Below are 17,277 nucleotides of genomic sequence, written 5' to 3' on the forward strand. Positions count from 1 at the left end.
AAACCGCTTGGGCGGGGTTTGGGGGATCGTAATTTACCGGTTGGCGCTGTTGAAAAGCCTGTGTCCGGCGGCTGCCCTGAGGCGAAAGTCGCATATCGTGGTACCTTTTTACCCCCCCTCCGGAAAGGCTGGAAAGGGGCAGTTTCGGGGTAGGTCGAGTGTGGCCGGAGTTCAACACGAGTTCGACCGCAGTTGCGCAATTGACCCGGATAAACGGTGCGAAACAGCGCTTCATTGGGGGCGCTTCAGAAAACGGAATTGAAGGTACGTTAAGCCGATTCTGCGGTGGGCTCGCCGTTCTGGCGATCGCGCTAATGACAGCCATGAAACAATTCATTTCTCCACAGCACACCGACAGCACGGTTCGCCCAGCGTGATCACCGGACGCTTATGGCCAAGTGGCCTGAGCGACCCGCATAAAGTTGCCGCCAAAAATGCCGTTGATCTGCGCGGCGTCATAGCCAATCCGTAGCAATGCTTCTGCGACCTGACCCAGCGCTTCCGGCTGCAGTTGACGATGCCCGTTGATGCCGCCATAGAATTCTTTTGGCCACCAATCGTCTTCATTCACGCCCTCGGCCAAATCCTTATCGTCGGGGTGCAGTTCGATGTCCAGGCCCAGGCCGATATGTGCCGTTCCCGCTCGTTCGGCCAGATAATCGATTTGGCGCACGAAGGCTTCGACCGATGCCTGCGGATCGCCCAGAAAAATCCCCATACCGGTCAGCCCGATCACACCACCTGATTCAACACAGGCCATGATCTGCTCATCATCCACCGTGCGTGGATGGTCATACACTGCCTTGATATTAGTGTGTGAAAAGACAACCGGTCGCTGTGACAGCTCGATTATTTCCATACTCGCGCGCTTGCTGGCATGTGAGCAGTCCATCACGATACCCGCCGAATTGATGGCTCCCACAAACTCCCGCCCCAGCGCGGTTAATCCCATGCCACTGCCGTGGCAACCGCCCGCACAGCTGTTATCGAGGTTGTACGCCAGAAGCATCTGGCGGACGCCCAGGTCGGCATACAAGCGGACCATTGCCTGGTCTTGCAGCAGCATGTTGGAGCCTTCCAAGTCGAAAGACACTGCCAGCTTGTCCTGCACGCGGGCGCGTTGCAGATCTGCAAGGGTACCGGCCAGCATGAAGTTCTCTGGATGCTTGATCAGCCACTGGCGAAAGCCTGCGATGACCTGCATCACATCGCCAACAGCGGTCATGTCCATGCCGACATTGACCGAGACGTGGTGAAAGCCGTTGTCGCGGTAGCGCAGCAGCGCAGACATGTCCTGATTGGGCAGCAGCGGCAGGCAGGTATGGGCCTCCCAACGAATGGCGCCGCGGGCAGGCGTAGGCACGGTATTTGGATTCATCGCACAACTCCGGGATTCGTGGGGCGCGTATCAGCAGGCTCTCTCCAAACCTACCAAAGGTGAGCAGGCCGGTACATTAAGCAATCCGCAAAGCACCTCATTTGAAACTGACCTGAAGTTCGAGGAAAATCGTCACGGAGAAGTGGCTCAGATGCACCTCAACCCCAACGTCGAGGCAGGGGCAGCTCAGCAAAAGGATTCGATATCGTATCCGCCAAAACTAAGGAACCCGTTCATGAAATCTCGATTTTCTTGCTGTTCATCCTTCCTGATCATGTTGTCGCTGACAGGATGTGCAGTGAATATGGATACTCCAAAGCGCGATCAGCCTGGAGAAAACGCGTTGTACGGCAGTTGGCATGTTGCAGGTGTAGCGGTATCGGATTCGGGCGTGCAAGCACTGGAGGATAATGATCCGAGTTTTATGGGGCGACGTCTCAGTTTCAATCACGACCAACTGGCATGGAAAGCGTCGGCAGGCTCAACGGAAGATGTGTGCAAGGGGCCTGTTTTTCACAAGCTTCCTACGATCAGTGGAGCTGAACTGGAGCCACAACTTCATAAGCTTGGCATCGATAAAGCCGTACCTTATGGCGTTGAGTGCACATCTGGAAGCTGGGGTCCTCTCGATAAAGAAAGCCCGGTATTTTTTCTAGCACAGAATGGGTCCTTGGCTCTTTCCTGGTATGACGGCGGAATGCTGAAGCTCGTGCGAGACTGATCACGGAAGTGTCGCGCGACCGTCCAAGCCCCGCACCTGTGGGGCTCCTTGGAGGGGGGAGGGCGCGTCCGCGATAGTTGATCCGCCTATCGGATCATCAGTTACCAAGCAGCGCTTGGTGGCGGCAGCATCGGGTCCTTGAAGCTGTGTATCCGCTGGCTTTCGGTAGCCTGAGACCGGCCAGCGCCATCAGGCCCGCACAAAGCCAATCACGCTCCCATCGTCATCACACCGATGAGAGCAGCCCTGGCCTCAACCCGATCAGCAATGCCAAAATGGCACCCACTACCCGAATCAATGAATTCGGATTTTTTGGCACGGATGCGGACAGGCGGTGATTACGCCTGATTAAGGGATTTATGGTTTCTATCTATATGTGTGGCGAGGACAAGACCCGGCAGATCAGCGACTGGGTTATTAAAAAGAATGGCAAGGGTGAGTTCAGACTGACTTGCCACTACCCCTCTCAAAAAACCTACTCCCGCCCGCTTGGCGACTGCAAGGTCGATCCAACCCGGGAGGTCAAGGGCATGCTTCTTCTAAGAACAGGAGGGCATGTTTTAAGCCCCATCGAGAAAGCGTTGGTTTACGGCGAGAAATACGCGCTCGTCCAGTTTCCGGGGAGTCCGGATAGCTACCTGTTCCATATGGATAACATTGAGTTCGTTTCCCCGACCTCGATTACCGACGAGCCCATATTCACTTACTTTCGCTCCGTGGCCGCAGCTCGGGTCAACAACGCGGCTGGCGATGAGCAAAAAAAAGGCATTGCCGAAAACGTTGATCGCCAGATGGGCACACTCTCATTGTCCCCGGCTACGGCGCTCAATGCCTATTGCAAAGGCCAGCCTGTACAGCAGGACTCGCCGGGCAACTTCATCTTTCCTTTTGGTCTCAATGAAAGTCAGCTCAAGGCGGTAGAGCAGGCTTTCAGTTCGCAGATAAGCCTCATCGAAGGACCTCCCGGGACTGGCAAGACACAGACGATTCTGAACATCATCGCCAATATCCTGTTGCAGGGGAAAACCGTAGCGGTGGTGTCCAACAACAACGCTGCGGTCAAGAATGTTTATGAAAAGCTGGGCAAGTGCGGTCTGGATTACCTGGTCGCCAGACTGGGCAATAAGGAAAACCGGGAAACGTTTTTTGCCGAGCGCTCTTTGCGACCTTCAGTAGACCCTGAATCTGAACCTGCGCCTGCAATGGAAGATATTCAGGGCGTTCTCCAGCGGCTCAGGCGTTATCTGAGTGCTCGCAATGCAGTGGCGCAGTTGCAGATCGAGATTAACGAGCTGGAGATAGAACGGCATTATCTCGTGCAGTGGCAACAGGACAATGGAATAGTGCCTGTGCATGACAGGTATAAATTATCGCCGCAAAAGACTACTGACTTGATGGCGTATCTACCGCATATACCCAGCGACCGGATCCGGATCAAGGACCGGATTGAGTTGCTGTTCAACTTCAGGATTCTGCGCACCGGCAAGTTGAATGACCGGGGCAAGCGTATGTCAGCCTTTTACAGCTTGCAGCTCGATTACTACGACAAGGTCCTGCAAAAGAAGAAGAGGGAATTGTCTGCCCATGAGGAAGCGTTGCGCATCGGTAATTTCAATGCCTTGCTGGAAGAACTGACCTCCTCTTCGATGCGTCACCTCAAGCACCATCTGGATCTTCACATTTCGCCTAATGATGACTTCGACATAACGTACCGAAATCACCTGGATGCCTTTCTGAAGCGCTATCCGGTCATCGGCAGCAGTACGCACTCGATCGTCAATTCCTTGGGAGGCAAGGCTGTCCTTGATTACGTCATCATCGACGAGGCTTCGCAGCAGGACATTGTTCCGGGTGTGCTGGCGCTGAGTTGTGCGAAGAATCTGATTATTGTCGGCGACAGAAAACAGCTTGCGCATATTCCGGAAAAGTTGGGCCTGGAAGCCCCCGCTCCTTGGTATGACTGTGAGACGTACAGCTTGCTGGATTCATGCGTGGGTGTGTTCGGTGATTCGATTCCAATGACATTGCTCAAAGAGCACTACCGATGCCACCCCCGCATCATTCAGTTTTGCAATCAGCAGTTCTACGATAACCAGCTCGTCCCGATGACTCAGGACGCTGGCGAACAATCGTTGACGCTGCTCGTGACCGCCAAGGGCAACCATACGCGCAACAACTCCAATCTCCGTGAGCTGGACTCTTTATTGGCAGTGCTTGATGGGAGTGGTGAGAGTATCTGGGAGGGTGAGGATGGCAGAGGGTTCATTGCGCCGTTCAAGAATCAGGCAACACTTTCAGGCTCATGTCTGCCAGCTGATTTCATCAACGACACCGTGCACAAGTTCCAAGGCCGTGAATGCGACGAAATTGTCTTTTCTACCGTACTGGATAAGCATAAAAGCCCGGAGCGCCTAAGTTTTGTAGACGATGCGCGGATGGTCAATGTGGCGGTATCCAGAGCTAAAAACAGGTTCACGCTGGTGACAGGCGACGGCGTTTTCAAAGCCGGCAATGGACATATCGCGGCGCTGATCCGCTATATGGAATATTACGCAGAGGACGGGCACATCCACCGGGCGCCGGTCATTTCGGCGTTCGATCTGCTTTACAAGGAATATGATCGATCACAGGAACGTCTGAATAAAAGGCTCAGGCCAGATGACTCGCCCTTCAAGTCCGAGCAGATCGTAGCGCAGATACTTCGTGAGGCGCTGGCTCAGGAGGCTCGCCAATCGATCATGTTTCATCGCGAAGTTCTGTTGATACAGCTGGCATCGGCCGCCGGTGCAAGCTTCACGGAGCGAGAGCGGGAGTTCATGAACAACGGTTCCTGCTGTGATTTCGTACTTTATTTCAAAGTAGGGAAGCGTCCGCTGGGCGTGATTGAAGTCGACGGTGGACACCACAACGATCTGGTACAGATCGAACGAGACACCGTGAAAAACAGCATTCTGGAAAAGTGCGGCATTCCTTTGCTTCGTCTGCGGACTATCGAGAGCCATATTGAAGAAAAGATCGCGGCGTTTGTGGATCAATGGACGCCACCTGTACCAGATGACGGTCGCAACGCTTCATCAGGTTGAAAATTGCCTTGGCATCACGCAGGCAATTTACGTGTAGAACAAGAGCCAGATCATCGAGTTGATCTGGCTCGATCCTGACAGCTTGACGATCATTAAGCTGGCGCTGGGTAAACCGGTCCGAGGTTACGGTTTACGAAATGCCGAGCTCTGCGCGCACGCGGGGTGCGAAAAGCCGGAACGGGCACCACTGCCTTGCCCGGCTTTTTTTACGCCTCGACTTCAGTTCGTGGTATCGACCCTTATCTTTCCGCAAATGCAGGTGTATCGTATTCGCCCCGCGCATCTGCCTGCAGATGCCTCCCGTTTTCGTATCAGAGGTCCCGCCGTTCATGTCCTTCACCCGTCGTCAGATCCTCACAGGCATCGCCGGTCTTGCCGTAGTCGGCCTGGGCGCGGGCGGTGCTTCGCGTTACTGGATGGGGCGCCGCGAGTCTGAAGCGGGGTCGGACTTTGTGCTGATCGCTGCACCGCTGGATATAGAGCTGGTATCGGGTCACAAGACACCTGCCTGGGCATTCGGCGGTTCTGCTCCAGGCACAGAGTTGCGCGTGCGGCAGGGCGAGTGGTTGCGCTTGCGCTTCATCAATCAGTTGCCCGTGGAGACGACCATTCACTGGCATGGCATTCGGCTGCCGCTGGAGATGGACGGCGTGCCGTATGTGTCGCAGTTGCCGGTCAAACCGGGCGAATACTTCGATTACAAATTCCGTGTGCCGGATGCCGGCAGCTATTGGTATCACCCGCACGTCAGCAGCAGCGAAGAGCTGGGCCGTGGGCTGGTCGGGCCGCTGATCGTCGAAGAGCGCGAGCCGACCGGTTTTGCCCATGAGCGCACGGTCAGTCTGAAAAGCTGGCATGTGGATGACGTGGGCGCATTCACCGAGTTCAGTGTGCTGCGTGAAGCAGCGCGCGAAGGCACGGCAGGGCGGTTGTCTACCTTGAACGGCGTGCCTCAGGCAGTCATCGAACTGCCTGCCGGGCAGATCACTCGTGTGCGCCTGCTCAACCTCGACAATACCGTGACCTATCGGCTCAACCTGCCGGATGCCGAGGCGCAGATTTATGCGCTGGATGGCAACCCGGTCACGCCGCGCCCGTTTGGTGACGAGTACTGGCTGGGGCCGGGCATGCGCATCTGCCTGGCGATCAAGGCTCCGCCTGCGGGTGAGGAAATCTCGTTGCGTAACGGCCCGGTGCGTCTGGGCACCTTTCGTTCGGTTGCCAACAGCGATGCGCCCGGTCAGTGGCCACCTGAGTTGCCGGCCAATCCGGTGGCCGAGCCCGATATGGCTAACGCCGAGAAGATCAATTTCAACTTCGAGTGGGTCGGCTCCATGTCGGTCAACACCGACAACGGCAAGCCGCCGAGCCTGTGGCAGATCAACGGTGAAGCCTGGGACATCACCGACAAGACCTGCGCTGATCGCCCCATCGCCAAATTGAAGCTGGGCAAGAGTTACATCTTCGAACTGAAAAACATGACCCAGTATCAGCACCCTATTCACTTGCACGGCATGAGTTTCAAGGTGATCGCGTCCAATCGGCGCAAGATCATTCCGTACTTCACCGACACTTTTCTGCTGGGCCGCAACGAACGGGCGCGCGTGGCGCTGGTGGCGGATAACCCCGGCGTGTGGATGTTTCACTGCCACGTGATCGATCATATGGAAACCGGCCTCATGGCCGCCATTGAGGTGTCGTGATGCGCCAGCCGCTAATCATCGACCGCAGCAACGATCAACACTTCATGCGTGAGGCGCTGGCGCTCGCCGCGCAAGGCGCACTGCTGGGCGAAGTGCCGGTCGGCGCAGTTGTGGTGCACAACGGCGAGATCATCGGCCGTGGCTACAATTGCCCGATCAGCGGCAGCGACCCGAGCGCGCACGCCGAAATGGTCGCCATTCGCGACGCCGCCAGGGCGCTGGGCAATTACCGGCTGCCGGGCAGTACGCTCTACGTGACGCTGGAACCGTGCAGCATGTGCGCCGGTTTGATCGTCCATTCGCGGGTGGCACGTGTAGTTTACGGGGCGCTGGAGCCCAAAGCGGGCATCGTCCAGAGCCAGGGGCAGTTTTTCAGCCAGGGCTTTCTCAATCACCGCGTACTGTTTGAAGGTGGGGTGCTGGGCGAGGAGTGTGGGGCAATGCTGAGCGAGTTTTTCAGGCTGCGCCGGGCGGCCAGGGATGCAGGAAAAAGCAGGATCGACGTCTAGAGCGCGGGCTTTTCCGGGCTGGAAGCGGGTACAACGGGTGCGGTCGGCGCAGGTGGCTGGGTCTTGTCGACGCCGGGAACGTGCAGGTTGCCATCGGCGACCTGGCTGCCTTCAAGTTGCGGCTGCGTGACCCAGGTCAGAATGTCGTAGTAGCGGCGAATGTTGGCGACAAAATGCACGGGCTCGCCGCCCCGGGCATAACCGTAACGCGTTTTGCTGTACCACTTCTTCTGCGCCAGACGCGGCAACATTTTTTTAACGTCCAGCCATTTATTAGGGTTCAGCCCCTCGTTTTCAGCCAGTTTTCGCGCATCTTCGAGATGACCGCCACCAATGTTGTAGGAAGCAAGAGCGAGCCACGTACGATCGGGCTCTTGAATCTTGTCGTCCAGCTGATCCTTTACGTAGGCAAAGTACTTGGCCCCGCCCTGAATGCTTTGCCGTGCATCTAGCCTGTTGGTCACGCCCATCGCCTGAGCAGTGTTTTGGGTCAGCATCATCAGGCCGCGTACGCCGGTTTTCGACGTGACGGCCGGTTGCCACATCGATTCCTGATAGCCGATGGCAGCCAGCAGCCTCCAGTCGACCTGTTCTTTCTTGGCCGATGTCTGGAAGTGTTTCTCGTATTTGGGCAAGCGTTCCTGCAGGTGCTGGGCAAAGGTGTAGGCGCCGACGTAGCCGAGCACGTCAACGTGACCGTAATAGCGGTCCTTGAGGCGCTGCAACGTGCCGTTTTTCTCGACCTTGTCCAGGTAAGCGTTTATTTCGTTGAGCAGGCTGTTGTCTTCACCCGGTGCCACCGCCCAGCGCTGCTCACGGGCTTCGCCCAGGTCAAACGCCACACGCACATTGGGGAAGTACACCTGGTTCATCGCCAGTTCATTGGAGTCGACCAGCGTCAGGTCAATCTGGCCTTCGTCGACCATACGCAGGAGATCGACGACCTCGACCGCGTCCGACTCTTCATATTCGATAGCGGGGGTCTGCGCCTTGAGTGCCGCAAGCTGCTCGGCGTGCGCGCTGCCTTTGAGGACCACAATGCGTTTACCCACCAGATCGCCGGGGTCGGTGGGGCGCGACTGGCCGTTGCGGTAGACAACCTGAGGGGTGACTTCCAGGTAAGAGTGCGAGAAACGCGCCTGTTGCTTGCGCTTTGACGTCTCGATCAGGCCCGCTGCGCCGAGGACCGGACCGCCCGGTTTGTTCATCTGATCGAACAGATCGTCCAGATTGTCGGCTGTTTCGATCTTCAGTTCGACGCCCAGATCGTCGGCGAAACGCTTGACCAGCTCGTATTCGAAGCCGGTTTCACCGTTGCGATCCTGAAAATAAGTCGCCGGGCTGTTACGAGTGATCACGCGCAGCACGCCGTCCTCCTTGACTCGCTCCAGTGTGGTGGGTTTCTCCACACAGGCGCCGAGCATCAGGAAGAGTCCGGTTGCGATGAGCCACTTGGCACAACGTGGGCGGAAATCTGGTCTGAAGAACATCGGTGCAGTATACGCAAAGCGCACCGGGTGCCATATCTCGACAGTGAAGCTTGCGTCTGATAGGCGAGGGCGCTTTAGCGGCTTTTTCGTGTTTTTTTGAGCGGGGCGACATTTGGGCGCACGGGATGCCGCCGTTTTGGGTGATCAACGTCCCGGTTTAGGCTAGAATATGCGGCCTCAAAGCACACCCCCCTCTCGAGGCTGTCCCGAAGATGTTGATCCTGCGCGGTGCTCCTGCCCTTTCTGCCTTTCGCCACAGCAAATTGCTGGAACAACTGAAACAAAAAGTTTCAGCTGTCAGTGGTCTGTACGCCGAATTCGCCCACTTCGCTGACGTCAATGACGTGTTGACCGGCGAAGAACAGCAGGTTCTCGACCGCCTCCTGAAATACGGCCCGAGTGTGCCGGTTCAAGAGCCTGCCGGCCGTCTGTTTCTGGTGTTGCCGCGTTTTGGCACTATTTCACCCTGGTCGAGCAAGGCCAGCGACATCGCCCGCAATTGCGGCCTGACTAAAATCCAGCGTATCGAGCGCGGGATTGCCTTCTATGTAGAAGGCCAGTTCAGCGATGCAGACGCTCAGGCCATTGCTGACAGCCTGCACGACCGCATGACGCAGCTGGTATTGGGCGACCATGCGCAGGCCGCCGGTCTGTTCAGCCACGCCGAGCCCAAACCGCTGACCGCTGTGGACATCCTCGGTGGTGGCCGCGCGGCGCTGGAAAAAGCCAACGTCGAGCTGGGCCTGGCCCTGGCTGAAGATGAAATCGATTACCTGATCACCAGCTTCAACGGTCTGGGGCGCAACCCACACGACATCGAACTGATGATGTTTGCCCAGGCCAACTCCGAGCACTGCCGGCACAAGATCTTCAACGCCAGTTGGGATATCGACGGCCAGAGCCAGGAAAAAAGCCTGTTCGGCATGATCAAGAACACCTATGAGATGCACAGCGAAGGCGTTCTGTCCGCTTACAAGGACAACGCCTCGGTGATCGTCGGCAGCGTTGCCGGCCGTTTCTTCCCGGACCCTGACACCCGCCAGTACGGCGCGGTGCAGGAGCCGGTGCATATTCTGATGAAGGTTGAAACCCACAATCACCCGACTGCCATTGCGCCGTTTCCAGGCGCAGCGACCGGCTCCGGTGGCGAGATTCGCGACGAAGGTGCAACCGGTCGCGGTGCCAAACCGAAAGCGGGTCTGACCGGTTTCACCGTGTCCAACCTGCAGATCCCCGGTTTTGTGCAGCCTTGGGAAGTGCCGTACGGCAAACCCGAGCGCATCGTCACCGCGCTGGACATCATGATTGAAGGCCCGCTGGGTGGCGCGGCGTTCAACAACGAGTTCGGTCGCCCGGCGCTGACTGGCTACTTCCGTACCTTCGAGCAGTCCATTACCACACCGCATGGCGATGAGGTGCGTGGTTACCACAAGCCGATCATGCTGGCAGGCGGTATGGGCAATATCCGCGAAGATCACGTCCAGAAGGCCGAAATCACTGTCGGCTCCAAGCTGATCGTGCTGGGTGGCCCGGCCATGCTGATCGGTCTGGGCGGCGGTGCAGCGTCCTCGATGGCAACCGGTACCAGTTCTGCAGACCTGGATTTTGCTTCGGTTCAGCGTGAAAACCCTGAGATGGAGCGTCGTTGTCAGGAAGTGATCGACCGCTGCTGGCAGTTGGGCGATCGTAACCCGATCAGCTTCATTCATGACGTCGGCGCTGGCGGTCTGTCCAACGCCTTCCCCGAGCTGGTCAACGATGGCGATCGCGGTGGTCGTTTCGAGCTGCGTAACGTGCCTAATGACGAGCCGGGGATGGCCCCGCTGGAAATCTGGAGCAACGAGTCCCAGGAGCGTTACGTTCTGGCGGTCGGTGTCGCAGACTACGAACGCTTCAAGGCCATCTGCGAGCGCGAGCGTTGCCCGTTTGCAGTGGTCGGCGAAGCCACTGCCGAGCCGCAACTGACTGTAACCGACAGCCACTTCGGCAACAGCCCGGTGGACATGCCGCTGGAAGTCTTGCTCGGCAAGGCGCCGCGCATGCACCGTTCGGTTGCGCGTGAAGCCGAAATCGGCGACGACTTCGACCCGAGCACACTGGATATCGAAGAAAGCGTACAGCGCGTCTTGCGTCACCCGGCCGTTGCCAGCAAAAGCTTTTTGATCACCATCGGCGACCGCAGCATCACGGGCCTGGTAGCCCGCGATCAGATGGTCGGCCCGTGGCAGGTGCCTGTGGCTGACTGCGCCGTGACCGCGACCAGCTTCGACGTCAACACCGGTGAAGCCATGGCGATGGGCGAGCGTACTCCGCTGGCCCTGCTGGATGCTCCGGCGTCCGGGCGCATGGCGATCGGCGAGACGCTGACCAACATCGCGGCTTCGCGCATTGAAAAGCTGTCTGACATCAAACTGTCGGCCAACTGGATGTCGGCGGCAGGCCATCCCGGCGAAGATGCGCGCCTTTATGACACCGTGAAAGCGGTCGGCATGGAGCTGTGTCCGGAACTGGGCATCACTATTCCGGTGGGCAAGGACTCGATGTCCATGAAAACCCGCTGGAGCGACGAAGGCACCGAGAAGAGCGTGACCTCGCCGCTGTCGCTGATCGTGACCGGCTTTGCGCCAGTGGTCGATATCCGCAAGACCCTGACCCCCGAACTGCGCATGGACAAGGGCATCACTGACCTGATCCTGATCGACCTGGGTCGTGGCCAGAACCGCATGGGCGCGTCGATTCTCGCCCAGACCCACGGCAAACTGGGGCGTGTGGCACCGGACGTCGATGACGCTGAAGACCTCAAAGCCTTCTTTGCCGTGATTCAGGGCCTCAATTCAGATGGCCATATCCTCTCCTATCACGACCGTTCCGACGGTGGTCTGCTGGTCAGCACGCTGGAAATGGCCTTTGCCGGTCACTGCGGCCTGAACCTGCACCTCGACGGTCTGGCCGACAATGTTTCCGAGCTGAGCGCCATCCTGTTCAACGAAGAGCTGGGTGCGGTCATTCAGGTGCGTCAGGACGCTACGCCGCTGGTCTTGGCGCAGTTCAGCGCTGCCGGGCTGGAAGATTGCGTCGCTGTCATCGGTCAGCCGATCAACAATGACGAAGTGTCGATCAGCTTCCTTGGCGAGCCGGTATTCAGTGGCCAGCGCCGTCTGTTGCAACGCCAGTGGGCCGAGACCAGCTACCAGATCCAGCGTCTGCGTGATAACGCCGAGTGCGCTGATCAGGAATTCGACGCACTGCTGGAAGAAGACAATCCAGGCCTGACCGTCAAGCTGGGCTTCGACGTCAACGAAGACATCGCCGCACCGTACATCAAGACGGGCGTGCGCCCTCAGGTCGCCGTTCTGCGTGAGCAGGGTGTCAATGGTCAGGTCGAAATGGCCGCAGCCTTTGATCGCGCCGGTTTCAACGCGATTGACGTGCACATGAGTGACATTCTGGCCGGTCGTGTCGATCTGAACGACTTCAAGGGCATGGTTGCCTGTGGCGGTTTCTCTTATGGCGACGTGCTGGGTGCCGGTGAGGGTTGGGCCAAGTCGGCACTGTTCAACAGCCGTGCCCGCGATGCGTTCCAGGGCTTCTTCGAGCGTTCCGACAGCTTCACGCTGGGTGTGTGCAACGGTTGCCAGATGCTTTCCAACCTGCACGAACTGATTCCGGGCAGCGAGTTCTGGCCGCACTTTGTGCGTAACCGCTCCGAGCAGTTCGAAGCGCGTGTGGCAATGGTTCAGGTTCAGGAGTCGGCGTCGATCTTCCTGCAGGGCATGGCCGGCTCGCGCATGCCGATCGCCATCGCTCACGGCGAAGGGCATGCGGAATTCCGCAACGACGATGCACTGCTTGAAGCGGACGTGTCCGGTACTGTGGCGCTGCGTTTCGTGGATAACCACGGCAAGGTCACTGAAAGCTACCCGGCCAACCCGAACGGCTCGCCGCGCGGTATCGGCGGCATGACCACCCTCGACGGTCGCGTGACCATCATGATGCCGCACCCGGAGCGCGTATTCCGCGCGGTGCAGAACTCATGGCGTCCTGAGGACTGGAACGAAGACGCTGCCTGGATGCGTATGTTCCGCAATGCGCGGGCCTGGGTTAACTAAGGCGCATGTACAAACTTGCCTTCTTTGTTCCACCAAGCCATGTGGACAAGGTCAAGAACGCCGTATTCGCTGCTGGGGCAGGGCGAATCGGCGCTTACGATCAATGCTCGTGGCAAGTGCTCGGCCAAGGTCAGTTCCGCCCGCTGAATGGCAGTCAGCCATTTATCGGGCAGGGCGGAGTGGTCGAGTCGGTGGAGGAGTGGAAGGTCGAGTTGGTCGTGGCGGATGATCTGATTCAGCAAGCGGTGCTGGCGCTCAAGCAGAGCCATCCCTACGAAACGCCTGCTTACGAAGTATGGCGGCTGGAAGATTTATGAGGGGCTGTATTGGTCTCTTCGCGAGCAAGCGAAGCGTCGCCCGGCTCGCCCCCACGGTGTACAACTATCGTGCGACGCCCCGCGTCGGCATGCCGTTCTGGACGCTCTGCGTCCGATCCTGACTGCTAGCTGCAATGATCAAGGCCGAATCTCGATCATCGTCCCGTCTTTCACCAGATCCCAGATTTCCCGCATGTCGTTGTTCTTCAGCGCGATGCAGCCGTTGGTCCAGTCCAGGGTATGGAAATACCATTCCGGGTACTCCTCATCCACCGGCGTGCCATGAATCATGATCATGCTGCCCGGTTTCACGCCTTCGCGACGAGCACGTGCCGAGTCTGAGATGTTCGGGTAGGAAATGTGCATCGACAGGTTGTAGTTATTGCTGGGCTTGCGCCAGTCGAGCCAGTAAAAGCCTTCCGGCGTGCGCTGGTCGCCTTCCTGCAACTTGGTGCCCGTAGGGTTTTTACCCAGCGAGACGCGATACGTCTTCAGGGCTTCGCCGCCGCTGATCAATTGCAACTGACGTGCAGATTTGAGCACCAGCACCTTGTCTATCTTCTTGCTGGCAATACTTTCGGTGTTGATGACTTTATTATTGATGATTTTCTGTTCGCTGCCCTTGGGCACGATGGTCTGAGTAAACGCCGCCTGCGAAAGCGGAATGAACGACACATAGAAGAGGGCGAGCAACCAGCGCATTACGATATCCCTGAAAGTACTTTTCGATAAAAAGCGCCGATGGTGTTTGCGAACCCGTTTCAAGTGTCCAGCAGTGGGCTTGACGGAGGAAGGGCGCTGGTATGAACCGGGTAGACCTGCCGACGCCGATCCGCGAAGAAGTATTCTAGGGTACGCCCGACCGTCATGAAAGCCAGGTCTGCCCACGGAATGTCGGCTTCGTCGAATAACTGCACTTCAAGGCTCTCGATACCTGCGGCGAACGCTTCGGTGGCCATTTCTGCCCGATAAAACACGTGCACCTGATTGATGTGCGGCACGTCGATCAGCGTGTACAGGTGCAGATCAGTCAGCGTGGCGCAGGCTTCTTCCTGGGTTTCGCGGCGCGCGGCCTGTTCGATGGTTTCGCCGTTTTCCATGAAGCCGGCCGGCAACGTCCAGAAACCCAGGCGTGGTTCGATGGCCCGGCGGCACAGCAGAACCTTGTCGCCCAGCGTCACCAGGCAGCCCGCAACAATATTGGGGTTCTGATAATGAATGGTCTGGCAATGCTCGCAGACGTACCGCAGACGGCTGTCGCCTTCGGGGATACGCTGGATAACGGTGTTGCCACACTGGCTGCAAAATTTCATGGGGTCAGTCGGTAGTGAACGCAGTCGCTATCTTGGCCTGTCGTGCAGCAGGTCGGCAACCTTTCGTAGCTGATGAGTTGTTCTGCAAGGGGTTGGGCGCGCCGCCGCTTTGGTGCATGATGCCAGACAGGCAACAGATCGAGATTTCCCATGCTGGATGAGCTACTTCGCCGTGTAGTCAGTCATACGCCAGAAACCTTGGACTCGGATCGACAATTCCCCGAGGCCGCTGTTCTGGTGCCTGTCACCCGCAGTGAGCAGCCCGAGCTGATCCTGACCTTGCGTGCCAGTGGCTTGTCGACTCACGGGGGCGAAGTTGCTTTTCCGGGCGGTCGTCGCGATCCGGGTGATCCCGATCTGATCTTCACGGCCCTGCGCGAAGCCGATGAAGAGATCGGTCTGCCTCCGGGGCTGGTTGAAGTCATCGGACCGCTTAGCCCGCTGATCTCCAAACACGGCATCAAAGTCACCCCTTATGTGGGGGTTATCCCCGACTTTGTCGAGTACCGGCCCAATGACGGCGAGATCGCGGCGGTGTTCAGTGTGCCGCTGGAGTTCTTTCGTCAGGACACCCGCGAACACACTCACCGTATCGATTACGAAGGTCGCAGCTGGTACGTGCCCAGTTATCGATACGGCGAATACAAGATCTGGGGGCTGACCGCGATCATGATCGTCGAGCTGGTCAACGTACTGTACGACACCAGGATCAGCCTGCACCATCCGCCCGAGCGCTCGACCAACTGATTCAAGTGGCGTACATAACAATTCGCACCTACGAGTACGCTCGGCCCGAGGAGGCTGCATGAAATTTCGCCTGGGAGATTCCAGTGTCCAGACCGATCCGCAGAGCTGGGTTGCGCCCAGCGCGGTGCTCATTGGCAATGTGAAGCTTGAGGCTGGCGCCAGTGTCTGGTTCAACGCAGTGCTGCGCGGCGATAACGAACTGATTCACATCGGTGAAAACAGCAACGTGCAGGATGGCACAGTTATGCACACGGACATGGGCTCGCCGCTTGCGATCGGCAAGGGCGTGACCATTGGCCATAACGCCATGCTGCATGGGTGCAGCGTTGACGATTACAGCCTGATCGGCATCAATGCGGTGATTCTCAACGGGGCAAGAATCGGAAAGTACTGCATCATCGGCGCCAATTCGCTGATCGGTGAAGGCAAAGTCATCCCCGATGGCTCGCTGGTCATGGGGTCGCCGGGTAAAGTGGTGCGCGAGCTCACCGACGTGCAGAAGAAAATGCTGGAAGCCAGCGCCGCCCATTACGTACACAACGCCCGGCGTTACGCCCGTGACCTGGCCGTGCAGGAAGACTGATGAGTACTGATGCCCCGATTGAGAAACCAGTCCGTTCTCCCTGCGTCAGCATCTGCGCGCTGGATGAACAGGATATCTGCACCGGGTGCCAACGCACCGTGAGCGAAATCACCCAATGGAGCCGAATGAGCAACGACGAGCGCCGAGTGGTGCTGGGCCTGTGCGACGAGCGCGCACGGGCCAGCGGATTGATGTGGACGGTGGGCGGGTCACGCTGACGTTCACGTGGCCACGTGGGAGCGAACGTGTTTGCGAAGAGGACGCTGAGCATCCTGAACGGCATGCCGACGCGGAGCGTCGCACGATAGTGGTCGTGGCTGAGATTCTCGTTCCCTACGCTCCAGCGTGGGAATGCAGTTCTCGACGCTCTGCGTCGCAAAGAGGACGCTGAGCATCCTGAACGGCATGTCGACGCGGAGCGTCGCACGATAGTGGTCGTAGCTGAGATTCTCGTTCCCTACGCTCCAGCGTGGGAATGCAGTTCTCGACGCTCTGCGTCGCAAAGAGGACGCTGAGCATCCTGAACGGCATGCCCGACGCGGAGCGTCGCACGATAGTGGTCGTAGCTGAGATTCTCGTTCCCTACGCTCCAGCGTGGGAATGCAGTTCTCGACGCTCTGCGTCGCAAAGAGTACGCATAGCGTCCTGAACGGCATGTCGACGCGGAGCGTCGCACGATAGTGGTCGTAGTTGAGATTATCGTTCCCTACGCTCCAGCGTGGGAATGCAGTTCTCGACGCTCTGCGTCGCAAAGAGGACGCTGAGCGTCCTGAACGGCATGCCGACGCGGAGCGTCGCACGATAGTTGAGTTATCATTGCCATCCGTTTCTCCAGGCGTGTAACCCGTCATGTTTTTCCTGCTCGTCTACATCAGCAGTGTCGTGCTGATCAACTTCGCCTTTTCCAGTGCGCCGCATCTGGACGTCATCTGGTCTGCCTGGGGCGGGTTGGTGTTTGTATTGCGCGACATGGTGCAGATTCGCTTCGGTCATGGCGCGATCCTCGCCATGCTGGCGGCGCTGGTGCTGTCTTATGTCACCAGCGATCCCTCCATTGCCCTGGCCAGCGCCACGGCGTTTGCCGTATCCGAGTGCATCGACTGGCTGGTCTTCAGCATCACCAAGCGTCCGCTGCGTGATCGCTTGTGGATCAGCTCGGCGCTGAGCATCCCGCTGGATACTTTTATCTTCTTCGGCATGATCGACGCCCTGACAGCGCCTGTCGTCGTGACCGCGCTGGCCTCGAAGTTCGCCGGTGTGAGCATTGTGTGGATGATCATGGCCTGGCGTGCGCGCAACAACGCTTGTCCGGGTTAGGCCCCCG

Annotated in this window: 14 protein-coding genes; 10 read left to right on the forward strand and 4 right to left on the reverse strand. The window is 58.1% G+C overall.

The features are described 5' to 3' along the window. Positions 1-388: 388 nt before the first annotated feature. On the reverse strand, positions 389-1,378 hold the full coding sequence (locus PSPTO_RS07625; RefSeq protein WP_011103558.1) for a dipeptidase: 990 nt from the start codon (positions 1,376-1,378) through the stop codon (positions 389-391). Between PSPTO_RS07625 and PSPTO_RS30200 the strand changes: the two genes are divergently transcribed. The 4 genes from PSPTO_RS30200 (at position 1,338) to tadA (ending at position 7,394) form a co-directional block, all read left to right on the forward strand. Then, positions 1,338-2,099: a hypothetical protein gene (locus PSPTO_RS30200; protein WP_226992684.1), complete on the forward strand. Its 762-nt coding sequence runs from the start codon at positions 1,338-1,340 to the stop codon at positions 2,097-2,099. The two genes, PSPTO_RS07625 and PSPTO_RS30200, sit on opposite strands and share 41 nt — an antisense overlap. Positions 2,100-2,458: 359 nt before the next feature. After that, the gene (locus PSPTO_RS07635) at positions 2,459-5,182 is read left to right on the forward strand and encodes an AAA domain-containing protein (RefSeq protein WP_046463912.1); all 2,724 of its coding nucleotides are present in this window, start codon (positions 2,459-2,461) and stop codon (positions 5,180-5,182) included. A gap of 329 nt (positions 5,183-5,511) precedes the next feature. After that, entirely contained in the window at positions 5,512-6,885 is a 1,374-nt protein-coding gene (locus PSPTO_RS07640) for a multicopper oxidase family protein (RefSeq protein ID WP_011103560.1), read from the forward strand. Beyond that, positions 6,885-7,394 carry a tRNA adenosine(34) deaminase TadA gene (gene tadA / locus PSPTO_RS07645; protein WP_007247479.1) on the forward strand — a complete coding sequence of 170 codons (510 nt, stop codon included), beginning with the start codon at positions 6,885-6,887 and terminating at the stop codon, positions 7,392-7,394. The genes PSPTO_RS07640 and tadA overlap by 1 nt, the downstream gene beginning before the upstream one ends. Here tadA and mltF read toward each other — a convergent pair. After that, positions 7,391-8,884 (reverse strand): membrane-bound lytic murein transglycosylase MltF, encoded by a 1,494-nt coding sequence (mltF, locus tag PSPTO_RS07650; protein ID WP_080546580.1) that lies wholly within the window; start codon positions 8,882-8,884, stop codon positions 7,391-7,393. The two genes, tadA and mltF, sit on opposite strands and share 4 nt — an antisense overlap. Before the next feature lie 212 nt (positions 8,885-9,096). Between mltF and purL the strand changes: the two genes are divergently transcribed. Both purL and PSPTO_RS07660 read left to right on the forward strand, forming a co-directional pair. Further along, positions 9,097-12,993: a phosphoribosylformylglycinamidine synthase gene (gene purL, locus PSPTO_RS07655; RefSeq protein WP_011103562.1), complete on the forward strand. Its 3,897-nt coding sequence runs from the start codon at positions 9,097-9,099 to the stop codon at positions 12,991-12,993. A 5-nt stretch (positions 12,994-12,998) separates the two neighbouring features. Then, positions 12,999-13,310: a Nif3-like dinuclear metal center hexameric protein gene (locus tag PSPTO_RS07660; RefSeq protein WP_005771691.1), complete on the forward strand. Its 312-nt coding sequence runs from the start codon at positions 12,999-13,001 to the stop codon at positions 13,308-13,310. Positions 13,311-13,448: 138 nt separating this feature from the next. Here the strand turns inward: PSPTO_RS07660 and PSPTO_RS07665 are convergent, their stop codons facing one another. Together PSPTO_RS07665 and PSPTO_RS07670 are read right to left on the reverse strand one after the other, a co-directional pair. Further along, on the reverse strand, positions 13,449-14,012 hold the full coding sequence (locus PSPTO_RS07665; protein ID WP_005771689.1) for a L,D-transpeptidase family protein: 564 nt from the start codon (positions 14,010-14,012) through the stop codon (positions 13,449-13,451). A gap of 59 nt (positions 14,013-14,071) precedes the next feature. Further along, positions 14,072-14,623, reverse strand: coding sequence for an NUDIX hydrolase (locus tag PSPTO_RS07670; protein WP_011103564.1), 552 nt, complete (start codon positions 14,621-14,623; stop codon positions 14,072-14,074). A 150-nt stretch (positions 14,624-14,773) separates the two neighbouring features. On the opposite strand from PSPTO_RS07670, the gene PSPTO_RS07675 reads away from it, so the two are divergent. From PSPTO_RS07675 to PSPTO_RS07705, 4 genes are all read left to right on the forward strand, one after another. Continuing rightward, complete coding sequence (locus tag PSPTO_RS07675) at positions 14,774-15,370, forward strand: CoA pyrophosphatase (RefSeq protein WP_011103566.1); 597 nt, start codon at positions 14,774-14,776, stop codon at positions 15,368-15,370. A 58-nt stretch (positions 15,371-15,428) separates the two neighbouring features. Continuing rightward, positions 15,429-15,953, forward strand: coding sequence for a gamma carbonic anhydrase family protein (locus tag PSPTO_RS07680; RefSeq protein ID WP_005615845.1), 525 nt, complete (start codon positions 15,429-15,431; stop codon positions 15,951-15,953). Then, the gene (locus tag PSPTO_RS07685; protein WP_005771683.1) at positions 15,953-16,171 is read left to right on the forward strand and encodes a DUF1289 domain-containing protein; all 219 of its coding nucleotides are present in this window, start codon (positions 15,953-15,955) and stop codon (positions 16,169-16,171) included. Before PSPTO_RS07680 ends, PSPTO_RS07685 begins: the two co-directional genes overlap by 1 nt. Before the next feature lie 631 nt (positions 16,172-16,802). Continuing rightward, positions 16,803-17,270, forward strand: coding sequence for a preQ0 transporter (locus PSPTO_RS07705; RefSeq protein WP_005765859.1), 468 nt, complete (start codon positions 16,803-16,805; stop codon positions 17,268-17,270). The last annotated feature ends 7 nt before the right edge of the window (positions 17,271-17,277 follow it).

Origin of the sequence: Pseudomonas syringae pv. tomato str. DC3000 (assembly GCF_000007805.1) — a bacterium.
Classification (GTDB): domain Bacteria; phylum Pseudomonadota; class Gammaproteobacteria; order Pseudomonadales; family Pseudomonadaceae; genus Aquipseudomonas; species Aquipseudomonas avellanae.